Here is a 19,771-nt window from a genome sequence, read left to right as displayed (position 1 = left end):
AAAGGCAGCTGTCATGACCTCGACCCTTGAAAACGTAACCCTCCCGCAGCAGGAGGCCGCCGAGGGCGCCCGCCGCGCCTATGAACTGGACCGCAAGCACGTCTTCCACTCCTGGTCCGCCCAGGACCTCATCGATCCCATGGTCATCTCCGCGGCCGAGGGCTCCCACGTCTGGGACGGCGACGGCAACAAGTACCTGGACTTCTCCTCGCAGCTGGTCAACACCAACATCGGCCACCAGCACCCCGCCGTCGTGTCCGCCATCGCAGCACAGGCCACCAAGCTGTGCACGATCGCCCCGAGTTACGTCAACGACGCGCGCTCCGAAGCTGCACGCCTGATTGCCGGGCGCACCCCCGGCGAACTAAACAAGATCTTCTTCACCAACGGCGGGGCCGACGCCAACGAGCACGCCATCCGCATGGCCCGTCTGCACACGGGCCGCCACAAGGTGCTCTCCGCCTACCGTTCGTACCACGGCGGCACCCAGCTGGCAATCAACGTCACCGGCGACCCCCGGCGCTGGCCCAGCGACACCGCCAGCACCGGCACCGTCCACTTCTTCCCGCCGTACCTGTACCGCACCGCCTTCCACTCCACCACCGAGGAGGAGGAAAGCCAGCGCGCCCTCGAACACTTGGAACAGCTGATCAGCTTCGAAGGCCCGTCCACCATCGCCGCCCTCATCCTGGAAAGCATCCCGGGCACGGCCGGGATCTACGTGCCGCCTCCGGGATACTTGCAGGGCGTCCGCGAGCTCTGCACCCGGCACGGCATCGTCTTCATCGCCGACGAAGTTATGTCCGGCTTCGGCCGCACCGGAACCTGGTTCGCCGTCGAGCACTTCGACGTCGATCCGGACCTGCTGACCTTCGCCAAGGGCGTGAACTCCGGCTATGTTCCGATGGGCGGAGTGGCAATCAGTCCGGAGATCGCAGCCACGTTCGGCAAGCGTGTCTACCCCGGCGGCCTGACCTATTCTGGCCACCCGCTCGCGGCGGCTGCCGCCGTCGCGACCATCAACGCGATGGAGAATGAACAGATCGTCCAGCACGCGGCAGCCCTCGGCGAGAAGGTAATCGGCCCGGCCCTGCGTGGATTCACCGAGCGCCACCGCTCCGTTGGTGAAGTCCGCGGCAAGGGCGTCTTCTGGGCGATCGAACTCGTCAAGGACCGGAAGACCCGCGAGCCCCTGGCCCCGTACGGCGGCTCAAGCCCGGAAATGAACCAGCTGGTGGCGGCCTGCAAGTCCCGCGGGCTGCTCCCGTTCGCGAACTTCAACCGAATCCATGTTGTCCCGCCGTGCAACACCAGCGTGGAAGACACCCAGAAGGGCTTGGCGGTACTGGACGCCGTGTTGGACATCGCGGACGGCTTTGCCGCCTGAGGCGCTCCCGCACTATTGACATCGAAAGACGGATGCTCCCCCGCACAACGCGGGGGAGCATCCGCCATTTCGGCGCAGAATTTCCGGCGACTCGGACTTTTCCCGTCCGCTCAGCCGGCCCGGGTCAGGAACTCCTTGAGCAGCGGCCCGGACGTGGTGGCCCCGAGTCCGCCGTCCTCGACGAACACGGCGACGGCGAGGTCACCGTGCACGGCCACGATCCAGGCGTGGGTCTTGGGCGGGGTGTCGTTGCCGAACTCGGCCGTTCCGGTCTTCGCCCCGACGGGCTCGCCCGGGACGGAGGCCAGGAACCCGGCATGTCCGCTGGTGACGACGGCCCGCATCATGTCAGCCAGCGCCGCGGCTTCCGCTGCAGTCACCGGCTTTTCGACGGCCGTGGCCGGTGCGGGGGCCGACGGTGTCGCGTCACCAGAGGCCGGGGCAGCCGGCGACGTGCCGGCGGTAGCCGTTCCTGTGGGGGCGGCGCCTTGGGCATCTGGAGGACTGGCGCCCTCGTTCGGATTCAATACCAGCTGGGCGGCCACCGGGGCTCCCTTGGCCACCGAGCCGGCCATGACGGCGGCGGCCAGGGGGGACAGGAGCACTTTGCCCTGGCCGATCATGGAGGCGGCATGTTCGGTTCCTTCGGCATCCCCGGGGACGGAGCCGAGGAATGCGGCCGCGCCGAGCGCGGGTGCTTCAACTGCCACGCCCAGCGAGGTCGCGGCGGATTCGAGCTGTGCCTGGGTGACGGTGTCGCGGGCGTTGATGAACGCGGTGTTGCAGGAGTGCGCAAAGGCGTCGCGCAGCGTCACGGACCCCAGGGAGGACTCAGGGTATCCCTCGGCGTTCTTGAAGGTGCGGCCGTCCACCGTGAGGGTGGGCGGGCAGTCCACCTTGGAGTCGGGCGTCATGCCGTTGCGGAACATGGCCAGGGAATCGACCATCTTGAAGATCGATCCAGGGGCATACTGTCCCAGCATCGCGGTGTCGTAGCCGTTGCTGCCCGGCCCGGAGGCGGCTGCCAGGACGGCGCCGCTGGAGGGCCGGAGCGCCACAATGGCCGACGCCGGGCCGACCTTGCCGAGGACGTCTTCCGCGAGCTGCTGCAGCTTCGGGTCCAGGGTGGTTTTCAGCGGGGTGCCTTCTTTTATCTCAGTTTGAAAAAGTACGCGGCGTCCCGCATTGGGCAGAGCCTGCTTCTCTGCGGCGGTGAGGCCTGCCTTCTCGGCGAAGACCTGAATGCCGTCGCTGCCGCGAAGCTGCGCGTCGTATTGCTGTTGCAGGCCACCGGTGCCCGTGGTGTCCCCGGCTTTGAGTGCCCCGTTCGATTTTTCGATCTGTTCTGCATTCGCCTCCGCTGCGGTGCCCAGCAGGGCGCGGGCGAAGGTGCGGTTTGGTGCCAGCGGAAGGGAGTCCCGGATGGCGCGGGCGCCGGGAATCTCGCCGATCTGAGCATCGGTGATGGTCCGTCCTTCTTCACGCAAAGTGATGGCGGCAACGAACGCCTCGGGGCCGGCCGCCGCGACCTGCTGCCCGTACGCCGCCGAGTCGACCCCCACCAGTTGGGCAAGCTTGGTGGCGGAATCGGCGGCGTCTGCACCGCCGAGCGCCGGCTTGTCGATGCCAACATTGACCACGGGCCGGTACGTGACCAGCGGGACCCCGCCGGCGCCCAGGATGTCGGCGCGCGACGGCGAATGGGTTGCCGAGCCGACGAGCTCGCCTTCGGCCAGCTCGGGGACCAGGGTGGCCGGGTTCCAGACCGTCAGCCACTTGTCGCCAGACTTCTTGAACTCGGCGAAGGTGGTGTACTTCCACTCTTCGGAGCCGATCTTCCAGCGGTAGTTGAGCGGGACCGTGGCCTTATCGGCCTCCAGCGTCAGTTGGCCGCTTTCCACTGCAGGGCGGGCCGGGTCAAGCCCCTTGAATATTTCCTTGAGCTGGTCTTTAGCGGCACCGGAGTCCTTGCCCTCAAAGGCAACGGATCCGACGTCGAGCGCGGACACCGCGGAGGCGAGCTGTTTGGCAGCGCTTTCGGCGCCCTCACGGCCGTCGCCGCAGGCGACCAGCGAGCCGCCAAGAACAAGGCCCACAAGGGCCAGTGCAAGTTTTGATGAGTTCCCCATGGCGCCCATTATGCCCCGGGCCACCGACAAGTCCGTTGTCACATAACACCGTCACTTAGCACCGTCACCCGCCCCCCGGCTTCACTTCGGGTGCCGGGAACGCCTAGGGCCGCCGGATGATCCTGCGCTGCGCTGCCACGGCGATCGCGGCGGTGCGGTTGTCCACGCCGAGTTTGCCGTAGATGTGCACCAGGTGCGTCTTGACCGTGGCCTCGGAAATGAACAGCTGCTTCGCGATCGCCCGGTTTCCCATCCCGGTGGCCAGCAATCCGAGCAACTGGACCTCGCGGGCGGACAGGGCAGGCTCCGGATTCCTGATCCGGCCCATCAGCCGGGCCGCGACCTCGGGGGCCAGCGCGGTGCCGCCGGCCGCGGCAGAGAGCACCGCCTGGCGGATCTGCTCGGGCGGGGCATCCTTGAGCATGTAGCCGCTGGCGCCGGCCTCGACGGCGGCCAGGATGTCGGCGTCGGAGTCATAGGTGGTCAGGATGAGCACCGGCGGCGGCGGCTCGCCGGCCTCTCCTGCCTTGATCCGGCCGGTGGCCGTGACGCCGTCCATGCCCGCGCCCATCTGCAGGTCCATGAGCACCACGTCCGCGGGCTCACCCAGGGTGTGGAGCCTGGCCAGTCCGGCCAGCGCGGCGCCGCCGTCGGCGGCCTCGGCCACCACCGTGATGCCCTCCAGATCACCCAGCATTGCCCGCAGACCGGCCCGGACCACCGGGTGGTCGTCCACCAGGAACACCCGGATGTTGTTCATTTCCGGTCCCCGCGGACCGGCGCCGGCGCGGCGTTGGAACCGGGCGCTTGGCCCAGTGGCAGCCGGATGGCCACCACGGTTCCCTCACCCGGGGCAGACTCGATGTCCAGCTGCCCGTGGAGGGCGGCCACGCGGTCCCGCAACGACGTCAGCCCATAGCCGGACCCGTCCGGACGGGCCGGCAAGGCCGAGGGGTCGAATCCGGCGCCGTCGTCGTAGATGTCCATGGCCACCTCCGGGCCCAGGAAGGAAAGGGTGACGACGGCGGTGCCCGCCTGCGCATGCGCCCGCACGTTGGCCAGGCTCGCCTGCGCGGCCCGGAGCAGGACCGTCTGGTGGGCGCCGGGGAGTTCCACCGGCACACCTTCGACGTCGAGGCGGCACCGCAGCCCGGCACCCCGCGCCGCGGTCTCCGCTTCGGTCTTTTCGCACAGCCGGAGAAGTCCGGCCACGAGGGAGCCGTCCTCGAGATCGGGGGACTGCAGGGCCCGGACGAAGTTGCGGGCCTCTGCCAGGTTGGCGGCGGCCGTGTCCCGGACAATCCGCAGCCTGTCCCGTGCCACGGCGGGTTCGCCGTCGTCCAGGGCCTTCTCGGCCGCGCGCCCCATCAGCACGATGCTGGACAGGCCTTGGGCGAGAGTGTCATGGATTTCCCGGGCCAGCCGGGTGCGCTCGGCCAGGGTGCCGGCATTGTGCTGGGTCCGGGCGAGTTCGGCACGGGTGCGGCGCAGCTCTTCGGCCGCCAGCCGCTGGTTTTCCGCCTCCAGGAACAGCGCCCGGTAGGCCAGTCCGGTGACCACAGCGAAGGCTGCGCCGAAAACGGGCCCGAGCACCATGGGCAGCTGCAGCCCCACGCTGGCCGGATCCGCAGTGGCCAGATCGGGAGACGCGCTACCGCCGTTGTGGAACCAGAGCGCCGCAATAACAAACCCGGTACTCAATGCGATCGCCGGCAGCGCCAGCCGGCGCCGGAGCACGTGCAACTGCAGGAAGAACAGCGGGAAGGCCAGCCAGACGAAGTCGGCACTGGCCCAGACCAGCAGCAGCCAGAGGAGGCAGACGCCGCCCAGCCACCAGGCCGAGTAGGGCCGCGGATCGAACCGGGTCCGGCGGGCGGCGTGCCGTTTCTCCAGCACGGTGCCCACGAGGTAGAAGGCGGCGAGCAGCACGGCCAGCAACAGGGTGATCCACTCCTGCCCAGTGATGCCGCCGGCCAGGAGCCGGAGCAGCGCCACCAGGAGCAGCACCGCAAAGCCGACGTGCAGGCTCACGCGAAGGACGCGCAGAATGACGGCCGCCCCGGTGGGCTCCGGCGCGTGCGGCGCGCCGGCATGCCCGGCGCCGGCGTGCGGTGCGCCCCTGGGTCCTGTGCCGTTGTGGACCGTGTTGCCGGCGTCGCCCTCCATGCTTCCAGCGTAGTGCCGGTGCGGCGGGGCTCCTGCGGAAAACGGCCCGCCCCCGGCGGAATCAACCTTTTGGTTGATCGCAGGGCCGTCCGACCGGTGGCGGCGGTCCAACCGGGCGGCCGATGCCCTGGAGCCCGGCGGAGGGAAGGCTGGAAGCAACGCCACAAGCGCCTCAAACGACACCAAGAAGGACAACATGTATCTCGCCATCCGCGATATCCGCTTTGCCAAGGGACGGTTCGCCCTGATGGGCGCGGTCGTCGCCCTCATCACCCTCCTGCTCGTCATGCTTTCCGGGCTGACGGCCGGACTCGGAAACCAGTCGACGTCGGCCCTCGCCGCCCTCCCGGCCGACCAGCTGGTCTTCGGCGCCCCGGCCGGGAGCGCACCCAAGGCCTCGTTTACCGAATCCGAAGTCACGCGCGCCCAACAGAGCCTGTGGTCGGCGCGCGACGGCGTCGCCCGAGCCGACGCCGTCGGGATCAGCCAGAGCCGCTTCCAGGCACTCGGCGCCGAAGGCGTGCCGGCACACACGGCAAGCGTTGCGGTCTTCGGCACCGAGCCCGGCGCAGGCCTTGCTCCTGCCCCGCTGACAGAGGGAACCATCGCCGTCGGAGCCGGACTGGCGGAGGACCTGGAGCTCAGCATCGGCAGCCACGCCTCGGTGGGCGGCGCCGACCTCGTTGTGACGGCCGTCGTGCCGGAGCAGTGGTATTCCCACACCGGCGTCGTGTGGACCACGCTGGCCGACTGGCAGAAGCTGGCCCATATCCAAGACGCGGACGCCGCGACGGTGCTGGCCGTGACATTCGACTCCACCGCCGGAACAGGGGTGGATCTCGGTGCCGCCAACACCGCCGCGGGAACCGTCAGCACCACGATCGACGGGTCCTTCCAGGCCCTCGGCTCCTACAAGAGCGAGAACGGCTCGCTGCTGCTCATGCAGGCCTTCCTCTACGGCATCTCAGCCCTCGTGATTGTTGCCTTCCTGACGGTCTGGACGGTCCAGCGCACCCGGGACATCGCCGTTCTGAAGGCACTGGGCGGGTCCGCCCGCTACATCCTCCGGGACGCCATGGCGCAGGCGGCCCTGGTCCTGCTGGCCGGCGCGGTGGCCGGGGGGCTGGCCGGTGTGGCCGGCGGAGTCCTCGCGTCGCAGGCGGCACCGTTCCTCCTCACGCCCTGGACAACGCTGCTGCCCATCGCCGGAATCGTGCTCCTGGGCCTGGCCGGCGCAGCCCTCGCGGTCCGCAGCGTCGCCCGCGTCGATCCGCTCATCGCCCTCGGCGGCAACTGAGCAGCCCCGGCCCGCCCCATATATTCCTAGAAAGGCATATCTCATGAACTCAACCCTGAACAACACCGCCCTGAACCTCGTCAACGTCACCCTGGAGTACCCGGACGGAGACGGCACCCTCAAGGCCCTGGACTCCGTGAGCCTCAAGGTGCACGCAGGCGAATTCGTGTCCCTGATCGGCCCCTCGGGGTCCGGCAAGTCGTCCCTGCTGGCCGTCGCCGCCACCCTGGTCCGGCCCACCGCCGGCCTGGTGGTGGTCGACGGCGAGGACGCCGGCGGATTGCCCGACTCCGGCCGCACCGCACTGCGGCGGGACAAGATCGGCATCATCTTCCAGCAGCCCAACCTCCTGCCCTCCCTCACCGCGGTGGAGCAGCTCGTGATCACCCAGCGCCTGCGCGGCGGGACAGCGCGGGCGGCCGGGGAACGCGCCGCGGCTCTGATGGACCTTGTCGGCCTCGGGCATGCCCTGGCGAAACGGCCGCACCAACTCTCCGGCGGACAGCGCCAGCGCGTCAACATTGCCCGGGCACTCATGGGCAACCCTGCCGTGCTGCTGGTGGACGAGCCGACGGCCGCCCTTGACCACCAGCGCAGCGAAGCGATCATCCGGCTGCTGCGGCAGGTCACCGACGAATTCAGCGTGGCAACGGTCATGGTCACCCACGACACCGATTTCGTGCCGCTCACCGACGCCGTCGCGAGCATGCGCGACGGACGGCTGTCCGCCAGGGTGGCGACGGCGGCCGCTGCGGCGCCGCGGCAGGGCTAGGGGCTAGGGGACCAGGTATCCGAGGTCCGGGACGCCGAGACCGAACATGTCCTTGAGGGCATGCCGGGCGGCGTGGAAGCCGGGCATGCCGGTGACGCCGGGACCGGGCGGGGTCGACGACGAGCACAAGTACACCCCTGGCAGCGGCGTCCGCCAGGGCACCGGGCTCAGCACCGGCCGCCGCAACATGCCCCAAAGGTCCATGCGGCCTGCGCCGAAGTCCCCACCGACGAAGTTCTCGTCGTACGCCGCCAGCCCTGCGGCCGTGGTCACCTTGAACTGCACCACCACATCCCGGAACCCGGGCGCGAAGCGCTCCAGTTGCGCCATGACCGCATCGCTCATGTCCGCGGTGGAACCGGCCGGAACGTGGCAATAGGTCCACAGGATGTGCCGGCCGGCCGGCGCGCGGCCGGCATCAAAACGCGAGGGCTGGGATACCAGCACGTAGGGCCGGTCCGGATGCCGTCCCGAGGCGACCAGGCGCTCCGCTTCGGCGGTTTCCGCCCTGGTGCCGCCCACGTGCACCGTCCCGGCATCGGCGAGGCTTTCCGCCGCCCACGGCACCGGGCCGGAGAGGATGAAATCGACCTTGCAGGAAGCGTTCCCGAAGCGGAAGGACGCCAGGGCGCTCCTATAGCGCGACGGGAGCCGGCCCTCCGCCAGGTGTAGCAGCGCGGGGGGCGCCACATCCAGCAGCGTGGCCCGGGCCGGCGGCAGCTCCGCGAGCGATGTGATCCGCCTGCCGGTCTCGACCACCCCGCCATGGGCCTCGATGTCAGCGGTCAGCGCCTGGGCAATCGCGGCCGATCCGCCGCGCGGAACCGGCCAGCCGCCGGCATGGCCCAGGGCGCCCAGCATCAGCCCGGCGCCGGCGGCGGTGATCGAGGGCAGCGGCGCCACGGTATGCGCGGCGACGCCGCTCAGCAGTGCGGGAGCCAGGTCCTGGCTGAACCTCGCATTCCACAGCGTCGAGCCTTGTTCGAGCGCCCGGAGGCCGAACGCGGCGGCGGCCAGGGGATCTGCCGGAATCCGCAGCAGCTGGTTCAGGGTGAGGTCCGCGACGCCCTCCACCCGCCGCACGAGGGGCTCCATGAGCTGGCGGTAGGCGGCGCCGTCCCGCCCGAGTTCCGCAACGGTGCGGTCCAGGGAACGGTAGGCCAGCGCCGCGCGGCCGCCGTCGAGCGGGGATCCGTACGAGAGCTCGGGCACCTCCAGGGGCACGCGCCTGGACAGCTCGAACCGGCGGAAAAAGGGTGAGGCCAGAACCATGGGGTGCACGGCCGAACAGACGTCGTGGAAGTGGCCCGGTTCCATCAGTTCGGCGGTGCGCAGTCCGCCGCCGGGTGTGGCGGCCGCCTCGAACACGTGGACTTTGAGTCCGGCCCGCGCCATGGTCACCGCCGCGGCCAGCCCGTTGGGGCCGGAACCGACGACGGCGACGTCAGTCATGCGCTGTGGCTTTCCGCCACGGCACTCTTCCGCCACGGCACCAGGGACGCCGCGGGCCGGCGCAGATCAATCCGCAGCCAGTCCGGGGCACCGTCGAAGGGGCCGCCATGCGGATCATCGATGCGGTGGCGGCGGATCACGTCGCAGGACGGATCCCAGATGTCCCAGGCGACACGGGCCATCAGGTATGCGGTGGCGAGCATGTGGGCAACCACGGCCAGGACGTAGTAGGGCATGTCGATGTTGTGCTGGGTCGAGCCGCCGCTGGTTGCCTGCCCCAGGTACATCCAGATGGCGCCCCAGTGCAGCGCTTCGATGGCTTGCCAGATGACGAAGTCACGCCAGCGGGGCCGGGCGAGGGCGATCAGGGGGATCAGCCACAACACGAACTGGGGGGAGTACACCTTGTTGGTCAGGATGAACGCGGCCACGATCAGGAACGCCAGCTGCGCGATCCTCGGCCGGCGGGGTGCCGTCAGTGCAAGGACCGCAATCAGGATGCAGGCCAGGAGAAACAGGTCCAGTGCCAGGGAGTTGATGGCCGCGGCCTCAAGCGGATTCCAGCCCAGCCGGGCGGCCACCAGGTTGTAGGCGAACCAGGGTGAGCTGTAGCCCGCCGGCCGCTCCTGCGTGAACTGGTAGAAGTACTTCCAGCCTTCCGGATTTGCCGCGGCTACCGGGACGTTGACCGCCAGCCAGGCCGCGGTTGCGGCACCGGCCGTGATCAGCAGCGCCCGGATACGCCCGCTCCGGAGCGCCAGCAGCAGGACGGCGCCGAGGATCAACAGCGGGTAGAGCTTGGTGGCCGTGCCCAGACCGATGAAGATCCCGGCGAGGACGAGCTTGTTCCGCGCAAAGAAGTACATGCCAAGAGCCAGCATGCACACGGCCCACATGTCCCAGTTAATGACGCCCGCCAGGACAATGCCGGGGGCGAGGGCAACCATCGCCGCGTCCCAGGACCGCCGGCGGTTCGTCCGTGCCGTGGCCAGCACGGTGATGATCCAGACGGCGGCGATCAGGGTGGCGTTGACGTCGAAGTAGCCAAGGACGCGGGGATCGTCGGTGCCGGCGCCGGGCACCAGAAGTGCGGTGGCACCCGCGATCAACCCCATCAGCACGGGGTACTCGAAGAGGCTTCCCGGGGTAATGAAGGGGAAGGCGCCATCGCCGAGGCCGCGGTTGCGGAACAGCTCCGGAAAGTCCGAGTAGCACGTGGCGTAGAACTGCCCGGGTGTTTCCCAGCCGTTGGTGCGGCAGAAGTTCTTGAGCAAGATCCCGGCCAGGGCGGCGAGGACAGTGAGGATCACCAGAACACGTTCCACCGTGAAGAATCCCGGCGAAACGATCCCGGGCGCCGAGCGGTGGCCCAAGGGACCGCCTACCAGTTCCGTGAAGTTTCGGAGAAAAGGGTCGCTGCGGCTCGGGATGACCAATCGGACCCGTTTGCGCTCCGGCGGCTTTGTCTCCTGCATGACCTTGAGCTTACCGGGGGACATTGACCCATGCCGCGCCGCGGTCTTCGCTGGCACGTCGTATCGGAGGCCGCCACAACGGCGGGCCATGAAGGGACGCTTAAAAAGGGGGAGCCCGTGCGGCGACGCACGGGCTCCCTGGGATCGGTTCCAATGTCAGTCATCAGGTCCTCCTTCGCTGCGGACAGTCCTGCCGGTAAGGGGCGTCGCCCCTGCACGGGATTAGTCCATGCGCCGGTGGCGGAAGTGTCCGGCCGTCAGCAGATCGGGGCGTCAGCGAATCAGGCCGGYCTGATGCATGGCGAGGAACGTGTCGTCCCGCCTTTGCTCCAGGAGTTGGCCGTTGAAGCGTGTCGACTCCCTGCGGGCCAGCTTTCGGAACAGGACCGTATAGAGCTTGTTCATCATGGTTCTTACCTCCCCTCGGGGACTCGATCGGCGTGCCCGGGTGGCGGGCAGGGCTGTGCGGTGGGCTGGAGCGGTGGTTGCGGTAGTCACAGGGACCTTTCGTTGGTGGGGGATTGCGCCGCCTGGGCTCAATGGGGCGACCTGGAGGCAGCAGGAATGGGCGGATGAAACGGGCGGCCGCATTTTGGGCGCGACAAATAGAGCCCTGGATGCAAGGAATTCGAATAGCCGGTTCCGGGCGTGGCAATTAGCCCGGAAATCCCCGGCCTTAATTTAGGCCGGAATTCCGGATAGGAAAAAGTTATTCGATGGAGAATGGCCCCTTGACGCGGTAGCGCCGAAACCCCAACAAGAAGCTGGGTTCCGAACTATGGGGAGGCTGCGCAACCGCGTGGTTCCGCCTGATCAGGCTGCCGTCATTGGGCTTTCCGTTGAGGAAGGCCAACTGCCACGGGCCCCAAGCTGCATTGCCTGGGACGGGAACGCGGTCAGGAAACAGTCAGTCCGACATTTGGGCGCGGCTCAGCGAACGAGGCCGGGTTGGCGGTGGTGGAGTACATCCATCCGCTAGTCAAAGTAATCATCATTTTCCCAACCTCCTTTTCTGTTCTGCCGTGGCTCCGGCTGACTGGCCGGGCGACGCGCGCCGTGACCCCGGCAAGTCGCCTTGGGGTCAGAAATAAAAATACACTACGAATACGGCCGTTGCCTACCGAATTCATAAACTTTCTTTGACTTTGTTTTAAAAACCGGTTTTAGAGTCCCCAGCGCACGATTGCCGGTGTCTTCTTATCCCATCCCAGTGTGCAGACTTTGGCGGTCCCCAATACGAAATGCCGGCCCTCGCGGGGGTCCAACCCGAGCCACCGGGCGGTCAGGATGCGGGAGAAATGCCCGTGCGCGACGATCAGCACATTGTCCAGGCCCGATTCGAGCACCCGGGCCACGATCTTGTCCGCGCGGGCGGCGACGTCGTCGAGCGCTTCACCATTGGGCACGCCGTGCGTCCAGATCAGGTATTCGGGGTTGTCCTTGCGGATGAGGTCCGAGCTGATGCCCTCATAGTCGCCGTAGTCCCATTCCACCGCCAGCGGCTCCAACTGGGCGTCGGGGTAGCCGGCGAGTTCGGCGGTCCGGCGGGCGCGGCGCAGGGGTGAGGTCAGCACGAGGTCGAAGTCGACGGTCTCGAGCACCCTGCGCGCCTCCACGGCCTGCTGCTCGCCTTCCACCGTGAGGGGCATGTCCGTGAGACCGGTGTACTGCCCGCTCTTAGACCACTCTGTTTCACCGTGCCGCAGGATCCACAGTTGGGGGCGGGGGCCGTTGGATGGTGCGATCACTTAGGACTCCTCAGTGGTGGAAAGTTCGGCGCCGGCGGGCGCCGCCTCGGGCTGTGCCGCCCACCAGTCCCGCAGGCGGGATTCGGCGACGGCGGGATCGAGCGGGCCGTGCTCCATGCGTTCTTCCAACAGGAATTTGTAGGCGCGGCCCACCACGGGACCGGGCTTGAGGCCAAGCAGCGCCATAATCTGGCCGCCGTCCAGGTCCGGGCGGACGGCGTCGAGGGACTCCTGCTCCCGCAGCGCCGCAATCCTGTCCTCGAGGTCGTCGTAGGCGAAGGACAGCCGGTCCGCCTTGCGCTGGTTCCGGGTGGTGACGTCGGAGCGGGTGAGCCGGTGCAGGCGCTCCAGGAGGGGACCGGCGTCGGTGATGTAGCGGCGGACCGCGGAATCGCTCCAGCCGGCCTCACCGTAGCCGTAGAAGCGCATGTGCAGCTCCACCAGCCTGGCCACGGCCTTGATGGTGTCGTTGTCGAAGCGCAGCGCCTTCATGCGCTTGGCGGTCAGCTTGGCGCCCACCATGTCGTGGTGGCGGAAGCTCACTGCGCCGCCCGGTTCAAAGCGGCGCGTGGCCGGCTTGCCGACGTCGTGCATGAGGGCAGCGAACCGCAACACAAAGTCCGGGCCGGGAACCGGGCCGTCCGCCTTCGACTCCAGCGCTGCTGCCTGTTCCAGGACCTGCAGCGAGTGCTGGTAGACGTCCTTGTGGCGGTGGTGTTCATCGGCTTCCAGGCGCAGGGCCGAGACTTCCGGCAGGACCAGGTCCGCGAGCCCGGTATCGACCAGCAGGTCCACGCCGGCCCGCGGCTGCGCGGCGCAGATGAGCTTGATCAGTTCATCGCGCACGCGTTCGGCCGAGATGATGCTGATCCGTTCCGCCATCCGGACCATGGCCTCGCGGACGTCGGCGTGCAGCGACACCCCCAGTTGGGCCGCGAACCTCGCGGCGCGCATCATGCGCAGGGGGTCGTCGGAGAAGGACGTTTCCGGCGGCCCGGGCGTGTTGAGGATCGAGGCGTGCAGGTCGCGGACGCCGCCGAAAGGATCGACGAGCTCCAGCATGGGCAGCCGCAGGGCCATGGCGTTGATCGTGAAGTCCCGCCGCAGCAGGTCATCCGTCAGGGATGTTCCGAAGGCCACTATCGGCTTGCGGGACTCCGGATCGTAGGCGTCGGCCCGGTAGGTGGTGATTTCGATCTGGAAGTCGCCCTTGCGCATCCCGATGGTGCCGAAGGCGCGCCCGATCTCCCAGTAGTTGTCCGCCCATTTCTTGATCAGGGCAACCGTCTGGTCCGGAGTGGCGTCAGTGGTGAAGTCCAGGTCGGGCGAGACCCGGCCAAGAAAAAGGTCACGGACGGGCCCGCCCACGAGGGACAGCTCGTGGCCGGCGTCGACGAAGCGCTGCCCGAGCTCCAGAACCACCGGATCCACCTGGAAAGAAACGGTGTGGGAGTCAGTCTTGTGATGTGCGTGCGCCATAGTTACTTAAGCTTGTCAGAAAACCGCGCCAGCACCACACCGGAACCCACAAGGATCCGGCGGGTTCGTCACGATTGCGCACGAACCGCTCAGGGCCGACTTTCCCGGCCGTCTACTTTCCGGCCATGTTTAGGTCATCAACAGCGGGCAAGAGTCGTTAGAGTGGACCTCATGGCCCATCCCGTACCGAGCGCTCCCGGCAGGAGGACAAACGCACCGTTGCCGTCGGCAATAGGTGCCAACGTCGCGCCTGTCCAGCACACGGGCCAGGCCTCCCTGCCCACCGTGGAGGAAATCTCCGCCGGCGGCGTCGTGGTGGACATGTCCGATGCCGACCTGCGGGTAGCGATCATCGCGCGCCTGAACCGCGGCGGACGTCTCGAGTGGTGCCTGCCGAAGGGCCACCCGGAAGGCAAGGAAAGCAACGAGGAAGCCGCGGTCCGCGAGATCGCCGAGGAAACCGGGATCGAAGGCAAGATCCTGGCACCGCTGGGAAGCATCGACTACTGGTTCACCGTGAGCGGGCACCGCGTCCACAAGACCGTGCACCACTACCTGTTGCGGGCCACCGGCGGGGAACTCACCATCGAAAACGATCCGGACAAGGAAGCCGTGGACGTCGCGTGGGTTCCGATCCAGGAGCTGGCGCGCAAGCTGTCCTTCCCCAACGAACGCCGCATCGCGGATCTGGCCAAAGAAGTCCTGCCGGAAGACCGCTGAAGACCGCCGGTGCGGCCGGTCACGTCCACGGATAGCGACTAATGCCCCGCGCGGGTGAGACGATGAAGACGATGTCATCAGCCAAACCCGCCCCCGTACCCTCCGGCCCCGCCGATTCCAAAGCTGCCCAATCCGGAGAAGCCCGTTCCAGCGCCGTCATGGCCGCCGGAACCCTCGTTTCGCGTTTCCTGGGCTTCGCCAAGACCTGGATGCTGGCCGCCGCCCTGGGCCTGGGCTCGACGGTCAACGACACTTTCATCAACGCCAACAACCTTCCCAACCTGATCTTCCTGCTGGTGGCCGGCGGGGTGTTCAATGCTGTTCTGGTGCCGCAGATCATCAAAGCCAGCAAGGCGCCGGACAAGGGAGCGGACTACATCAGCCGGCTGCTGACGCTGGCGGTGCTGGTGCTGCTCGTTCTCACGCTGCTGGTCACGCTGCTGGCGCCGTCAGTCATTCAGCTGACCACCCAGGGCTACTCGCCGCAGCAGAAGGCCCTCGCGGTGTCGTTCGCGTTCTGGTGCCTTCCGCAGATCTTCTTCTACGGCCTGTACGCCCTGCTGACCCAGGTCCTCAACGCCCATGGGGCCTTTGGACCCGCGATGTGGGCGCCAATCATCAACAACGTCGTGGCGATCGCCGGGCTGGGCATGTTCATCGGCATCATGGGGGCCAACGCCACCAACCCGCACACGATCGACAACTGGGGCCCGTTCCAGACCATCCTCGTCGCCGGGTTCTCCACAATAGGCGTCGCCACCCAGACCGCCGTGCTGCTCATCCCCGTGTTCAGGCTCCGGCTCGGGCTGCGGCCGCGCTTCGGCTGGCGCGGGGTCGGTCTGGGCCATGCCGCGAAGCTGAGCGTCTGGACCCTGGCGACGGCCGCCGTCGGGCAGTTCGCCTTCCTTTACGTCATGCGCATCGCGACGATCCCGGGCGCGGAACGGCTCCGCCTTCAGCAGGCGGGGGACACCGCCGCGGCCGGCAACATTCCGGGCAACGCGGTGCTGGAGGTGGCCAGCCAGCTGTACCTGCTGCCGCACTCCATCATTGCCCTGTCCCTGGCCACCGTGCTGTTCAACCGGATGACCCGGGCGTCCCAGGACGGAGACCGGGCCGCCCTGCGAAACGCGCTCTCCCACGGGCTGCGGACCATGGCCGTGGCAACCGTTTTCGGCGCGCTGGCGCTCTTTGCGCTGGCCGGACCGCTGGGCATGTTCTTCTCGGGCGGGCAGCGCCAGGACGGCGTCATGCTGGCCCAAACCCTCACGATCCTGGCCCTCAGCACCCCGTTCATGAGCGCCAACTTCATGATGTCGCGGGTGTTCTACGCCAATGAGGACGCCCGGACGCCGTTCTTCATCCAGTTGGTCCTGGCGCTGGTCAACCTGGCGGCCGCGTTCGCGATCCAGTTCCTGCCGTTCGATCAGATCATTTTCGCCATCGCGATCCTCTACACGGCCGGCAATATCCTCTCCGTGATAGTCAGCGCGACCTTCCTGCGCCGGCTCCTGGGCCACCTCGACGGGCCCCGCATCGCCAGCTCCTACATCCGCATGGGGTATGCGGCCCTGGGTTCCGCCCTCGCCGGAGCTGTGGCGTTGTGGCTGCTGGGCAGCTACAACCCGGACGGCTACGCCTGGAGCGACCGGATCGCCGCCCTGGTGACAATCGTCGTCGTCGGTCCCGTCATGCTGGCCGCCTATTTCCTGCTGCTGAAGCTCTTCCGGGTCACCGAGCTGCAGGACCTCCTGGCGCCGCTCCTTGGGCGGCTCCGGCGCAGGGCCGCCGCAGGGCCCGGCACGGGGCCGCAGGCAGGCGGCGCGGCGGAGGTCCGGAGGGCACCGGAGCGGGCCACCGTCTCGGTGGATACGGGCCTGATTCCGCGAATTTCCGGCGAGTTCGACGCCGAGTCGTTCCGTGCCGGTCCCGACATCCGGGAAGAGGACTCGTTCCCTTACGGCCGTCCCGCGGGCCCGGAGGGCGGTTACCTGCCGGCGGAAGACCTCCCCAGCACCGCGCAGGGCGGCTTGGGCAAGGGCGATGTTCCCTTGCCGGGCCGCCGCACCTACCAGGGCCCGGCCGGCCACAACCCCTACTTCCCGTTTGGCGGGAAAAAGAAAAAATGATCCCGGCTCCGTTTCGAACTGCCGTGCTCACGCGGCCTGGACAGAGCATCGGCTAGGATCGAAGACTAACAAGGGAAGTTGCGGACCAGCGGTCAACCGGCTTACCGGAGGGCACACGGTCGCTCTCGGAGTGACCACGTCGGCAGGTCCCGGACAGTCTAGGAGGAGCCCGTGTCCCACCCGATCGATGTCGGATCAGTACTCGGTGGCCGCTACAAGGTCACTGCCACCGTACTGACCTCACATGACCAGGATCTGGTGCTGGACGGTGTGGACCAGGTGCTCAACCGCCCCGTGAGCATCCTCGTCGCAGGCCCGGGCAACGCCGATCAGGTGGCCCAGAGCGCCCGTGAAGTGGCCACGGGCGAACGCCCCGGCAACGTGCAGATCCTCGATCTTGGCGTCAGCGATGCCACCACGTACCTGATCACCAACCACACCTCGGCGGCGGATCTGCTGGATCTTGTAGTCTCTTCCAACCCGCCGTACGTCGAACCCTTCTTCACGGACACGCTGGGCAGCGAGATCTTTGGGCAGGCCCGCTCCCACGAACCCGAAACCTACGACGGGCTTTACGACGACGAGGAAGTCGACGCCGGGTACATCAACTATGGCCAGGCCCAGGGCGCAAACGCACAGCCGCCGGTTTCCCCGGCGGCGCCCCCCGCGGGAGTACCGTCGCGGCCCGCGGCCGCTCCTGCTGCCGCGGCAGGCGTCGCGGCAGCAGCCGGGGCGGCCGCCAGGGCACCCAAAGCCCCCACAACCGCACCGCAGGAGACGGCCGCGCATTCAACGGCGCCGCAGCCCGTCCAGAACGGCGGCGCGCCCCGCCAGGCCGAACCGGCAGCGCAGCAGCCGGCAACCGCCTCGGCACCAAAAGTTTCCTTGTGGTCCGACGACGACTACACCGGTGACGATCAGCACGGCGGAGAGCACCACGGCGGCGCAGCCACGGCTGCCGGAGTGGCTGCTGCCGGCTTCGACTCCGCGGATCGGGCTCCGGGCAACTTCCCCGCCTCCGCCCGTGCCGCCGTCGACCAGGATGAAGACGAGTACGAGTACGAAGACGAGGACGAGCCCAACCGGGAGCCGCGTTCCATGCGCTGGCTGGTGGGCGGGCTCCTGGCTGCCGTGCTGGTGGTGGGCCTGATCTTCGCGGTCACCAACCTTGGCAGCCTCTTCAAGAGCAGCCCGCAGACCAACGCCGCAACCTCCGCCTCCTCCAGCGCACCGGAACCGTCCACCGCGCAGCCGTCGTCGACCGCCACCGAGGCGCCGGCGGCCGGACCGCCCGTCATCGAAGACGTGACGCGACTCGGCAACTTCGATTTCGCCGGAAATTACGACTCCGACCTCGTCAAGACCTTTGACGGGAACGGCGCGAGCTTCTGGTCAGACATGGAATTCGCGACGGACGACTGGGGCGGACTCGCCTCCGAAGTTCCGCTCGTGGTCAAGCTGAAGGACCCTTCCAAGGTCTCCTCAGTCACTCTGAGCCAGTTGGGGGCCTCCGGGGGCAACATCAGCGTCTTCACCAATGACAAGCCGACCCTGGACGGTGCAAAGCAGATTGGCAGCAACAGCTTTACGTCACCGGACCTGACCATGCCGCTGTCTGAACCCGTCACGGCGCAGTACGTGATCGTGTCCATCAAGAAGCTTCCGAAGCTGGCCGCACCCAAGACCCGCTATGGGTACGGCCTGCGCCTGGCCGAAATCAAAGTCCAGTAGCGGCCCTGCGCGGCCGCCGTTGCGCTGTAAGGCTGCGGCGTAGGCTCTGCAGCTGCGCTGTAAGGCCGCGGCTGCGCTCTAAGGCTGCGGTCGTGCGGCGGCGGTCGTGCCCGCCGGCGGGCCGGTAATCCTGGGTCGTCTCCGGCCCCGGCCCCGGCAAACCGGTACCCTGAGTAGTGGTGTTGCTCCGTGACGCCCATTTCGGCCGGAATATTCAATGCCCGGCAATAGTTGTGCCATGTGGCCGGCCATCGAGGCGGGCGCATCGACAAAGGAAGAGGTTCACCGTTCAGTGAGCAACGCAGAAAACACTGCCTCCGAAGTACGTGATGTCATCATCGTCGGCTCCGGCCCGGCGGGCTACACCGCAGCGGTGTACACGGCGCGCGCGAACCTGAAGCCGCTGCTCCTGGCAGGCTCGGTTACGGCCGGCGGCGAACTGATGAATACTACGGACGTGGAGAACTACCCAGGGTTCCCCGACGGCATCATGGGCCCGGACCTGATGGAGAACTTCGAGAAGCAGGCCGCCCGTTTCGGCACGGAGATCCAGTTTGAGGACGTCACCGATTTGGACCTCGACGGCGACGTCAAGACGGTCACCATCGGCACGGGGGAGACCTTCAAGGCCCGTTCTATCATTCTTTCCACCGGCTCGGCCTACCGCGAGCTCGGCTTGCAGAACGAGAAGAGGCTTTCGGGCCACGGTGTGAGCTGGTGTGCAACCTGCGACGGTTTCTTCTTCAAGGATCAGGACATTGCCGTTATCGGCGGCGGCGACTCCGCCATGGAAGAGGCCCTGTTCCTCACCAAGTTCGCCAAGTCCGTCACGGTGGTCCACCGCCGCGATGCCCTCCGCGCTTCAAAGATCATGGCTGACCGCGCCTTGGCCCACGAGAAGATCAACTTTGTGTGGAACACCGGCGTGGAAGACGTGTTGGGACAGGACAAAGTCACCGCATTGCGGTTGAAGAACCTGGTGGACGGCACGGAATCCGAACTGGCCGTAACCGGAGTGTTCGTGGCAATCGGAAACGATCCCCGCACCGATCTGGTCAAGGGCAAACTCGAGCTGACCGCAGAGGGAACCATCGCCGTGGACGGCCGCACCTCGAAGACCAGCGTCCAGGGCGTCTTCGCTGCCGGCGACGTCATTGATCCGACCTACCGCCAGGCCATCACCGCCTCCGGTTCCGGATGTGTGGCGGCCCTCGACGTCGAGCACTACCTCGCAGATTTCCACGCCTAATCGGCGCGCAGCAACCAACGGAAGAGAGACAAAGGTT

At 67.6% G+C, this 19,771-nt stretch carries 14 protein-coding genes; 7 read left to right on the top strand and 7 right to left on the bottom strand.

The genetic code is table 11. The annotated features are described in order from the left end of the window. Window positions 1–13: 13 nt before the first annotated feature. Window positions 14–1,387, top strand: a complete 1,374-nt coding sequence (locus AC1D1W_RS02020; RefSeq protein WP_476942793.1) for an aminotransferase class III-fold pyridoxal phosphate-dependent enzyme — start codon at window positions 14–16, stop codon at window positions 1,385–1,387. Between the two features lie 110 nt (window positions 1,388–1,497). On the opposite strand, the gene AC1D1W_RS02015 is transcribed toward AC1D1W_RS02020, so the two are convergent. From AC1D1W_RS02015 to AC1D1W_RS02005, 3 genes are all read right to left on the bottom strand, one after another. Further along, complete coding sequence (locus AC1D1W_RS02015) at window positions 1,498–3,516, bottom strand: penicillin-binding transpeptidase domain-containing protein (protein ID WP_476942792.1); 2,019 nt, start codon at window positions 3,514–3,516, stop codon at window positions 1,498–1,500. Window positions 3,517–3,619: 103 nt separating this feature from the next. Further along, window positions 3,620–4,276 (bottom strand): response regulator, encoded by a 657-nt coding sequence (locus tag AC1D1W_RS02010; protein ID WP_243178139.1) that lies wholly within the window; start codon window positions 4,274–4,276, stop codon window positions 3,620–3,622. Next, window positions 4,273–5,682, bottom strand: a complete 1,410-nt coding sequence (locus AC1D1W_RS02005) for a sensor histidine kinase (protein ID WP_476942791.1) — start codon at window positions 5,680–5,682, stop codon at window positions 4,273–4,275. The genes AC1D1W_RS02010 and AC1D1W_RS02005 overlap by 4 nt, the downstream gene beginning before the upstream one ends. Window positions 5,683–5,878: 196 nt before the next feature. Between AC1D1W_RS02005 and AC1D1W_RS02000 the strand changes: the two genes are divergently transcribed. Both AC1D1W_RS02000 and AC1D1W_RS01995 read left to right on the top strand, forming a co-directional pair. Beyond that, window positions 5,879–6,979: an FtsX-like permease family protein gene (locus tag AC1D1W_RS02000; protein ID WP_476942819.1), complete on the top strand. Its 1,101-nt coding sequence runs from the start codon at window positions 5,879–5,881 to the stop codon at window positions 6,977–6,979. A 43-nt stretch (window positions 6,980–7,022) separates the two neighbouring features. Next, the gene (locus AC1D1W_RS01995) at window positions 7,023–7,751 is read left to right on the top strand and encodes an ABC transporter ATP-binding protein (RefSeq protein ID WP_243178141.1); all 729 of its coding nucleotides are present in this window, start codon (window positions 7,023–7,025) and stop codon (window positions 7,749–7,751) included. Between the two features lie 3 nt (window positions 7,752–7,754). Here the strand turns inward: AC1D1W_RS01995 and AC1D1W_RS01990 are convergent, their stop codons facing one another. The 4 genes from AC1D1W_RS01990 to AC1D1W_RS01975 form a co-directional block, all read right to left on the bottom strand. Then, on the bottom strand, window positions 7,755–9,203 hold the full coding sequence (locus tag AC1D1W_RS01990; protein ID WP_476942790.1) for a phytoene desaturase family protein: 1,449 nt from the start codon (window positions 9,201–9,203) through the stop codon (window positions 7,755–7,757). After that, complete coding sequence (locus AC1D1W_RS01985; RefSeq protein ID WP_476942789.1) at window positions 9,200–10,678, bottom strand: glycosyltransferase family 87 protein; 1,479 nt, start codon at window positions 10,676–10,678, stop codon at window positions 9,200–9,202. The genes AC1D1W_RS01990 and AC1D1W_RS01985 overlap by 4 nt, the downstream gene beginning before the upstream one ends. Window positions 10,679–11,841: 1,163 nt before the next feature. Further along, window positions 11,842–12,426, bottom strand: a complete 585-nt coding sequence (locus AC1D1W_RS01980; RefSeq protein ID WP_028277661.1) for a histidine phosphatase family protein — start codon at window positions 12,424–12,426, stop codon at window positions 11,842–11,844. Continuing rightward, complete coding sequence (locus AC1D1W_RS01975) at window positions 12,427–13,905, bottom strand: CCA tRNA nucleotidyltransferase (RefSeq protein WP_476942788.1); 1,479 nt, start codon at window positions 13,903–13,905, stop codon at window positions 12,427–12,429. Window positions 13,906–14,076: 171 nt separating this feature from the next. Between AC1D1W_RS01975 and AC1D1W_RS01970 the strand changes: the two genes are divergently transcribed. From AC1D1W_RS01970 to trxB, 4 genes are all read left to right on the top strand, one after another. After that, complete coding sequence (locus AC1D1W_RS01970; protein WP_243178145.1) at window positions 14,077–14,625, top strand: NUDIX hydrolase; 549 nt, start codon at window positions 14,077–14,079, stop codon at window positions 14,623–14,625. A 62-nt stretch (window positions 14,626–14,687) separates the two neighbouring features. Then, window positions 14,688–16,754 carry a murein biosynthesis integral membrane protein MurJ gene (gene murJ, locus AC1D1W_RS01965; protein ID WP_243178146.1) on the top strand — a complete coding sequence of 689 codons (2,067 nt, stop codon included), beginning with the start codon at window positions 14,688–14,690 and terminating at the stop codon, window positions 16,752–16,754. Between the two features lie 171 nt (window positions 16,755–16,925). Continuing rightward, window positions 16,926–18,485, top strand: coding sequence for a protein kinase family protein (locus AC1D1W_RS01960; RefSeq protein WP_243178147.1), 1,560 nt, complete (start codon window positions 16,926–16,928; stop codon window positions 18,483–18,485). A gap of 292 nt (window positions 18,486–18,777) precedes the next feature. After that, window positions 18,778–19,734, top strand: coding sequence for a thioredoxin-disulfide reductase (gene trxB, locus AC1D1W_RS01955; RefSeq protein ID WP_243178148.1), 957 nt, complete (start codon window positions 18,778–18,780; stop codon window positions 19,732–19,734). Window positions 19,735–19,771: the final 37 nt, after the last annotated feature.

Source organism: Arthrobacter sp. P1_B4, assembly GCF_056406555.1.
This window is presented reverse-complemented; position numbering and strand designations above follow the sequence as displayed.

Excerpts from the sequence above, each read along its gene's own strand:
- AC1D1W_RS01975 (WP_476942788.1), bottom strand. The coding sequence starts at position 13,905 with ATGGCGCACGCACATCACAAGACTGACTCCCACACCGTTTCTTTCCAG.
- AC1D1W_RS01970 (WP_243178145.1), top strand. The coding sequence starts at position 14,077 with ATGGCCCATCCCGTACCGAGCGCTCCCGGCAGGAGGACAAACGCACCG.
- AC1D1W_RS02005 (WP_476942791.1), bottom strand. The coding sequence starts at position 5,682 with ATGGAGGGCGACGCCGGCAACACGGTCCACAACGGCACAGGACCCAGG.
- AC1D1W_RS01995 (WP_243178141.1), top strand. The coding sequence starts at position 7,023 with ATGAACTCAACCCTGAACAACACCGCCCTGAACCTCGTCAACGTCACC.
- AC1D1W_RS02000 (WP_476942819.1), top strand. The coding sequence starts at position 5,879 with ATGTATCTCGCCATCCGCGATATCCGCTTTGCCAAGGGACGGTTCGCC.
- AC1D1W_RS02015 (WP_476942792.1), bottom strand. The coding sequence starts at position 3,516 with ATGGGGAACTCATCAAAACTTGCACTGGCCCTTGTGGGCCTTGTTCTT.
- AC1D1W_RS01985 (WP_476942789.1), bottom strand. The coding sequence starts at position 10,678 with ATGCAGGAGACAAAGCCGCCGGAGCGCAAACGGGTCCGATTGGTCATC.
- murJ (WP_243178146.1), top strand. The coding sequence starts at position 14,688 with ATGAAGACGATGTCATCAGCCAAACCCGCCCCCGTACCCTCCGGCCCC.
- AC1D1W_RS02010 (WP_243178139.1), bottom strand. The coding sequence starts at position 4,276 with ATGAACAACATCCGGGTGTTCCTGGTGGACGACCACCCGGTGGTCCGG.
- AC1D1W_RS01990 (WP_476942790.1), bottom strand. The coding sequence starts at position 9,203 with ATGACTGACGTCGCCGTCGTCGGTTCCGGCCCCAACGGGCTGGCCGCG.
- AC1D1W_RS02020 (WP_476942793.1), top strand. The coding sequence starts at position 14 with ATGACCTCGACCCTTGAAAACGTAACCCTCCCGCAGCAGGAGGCCGCC.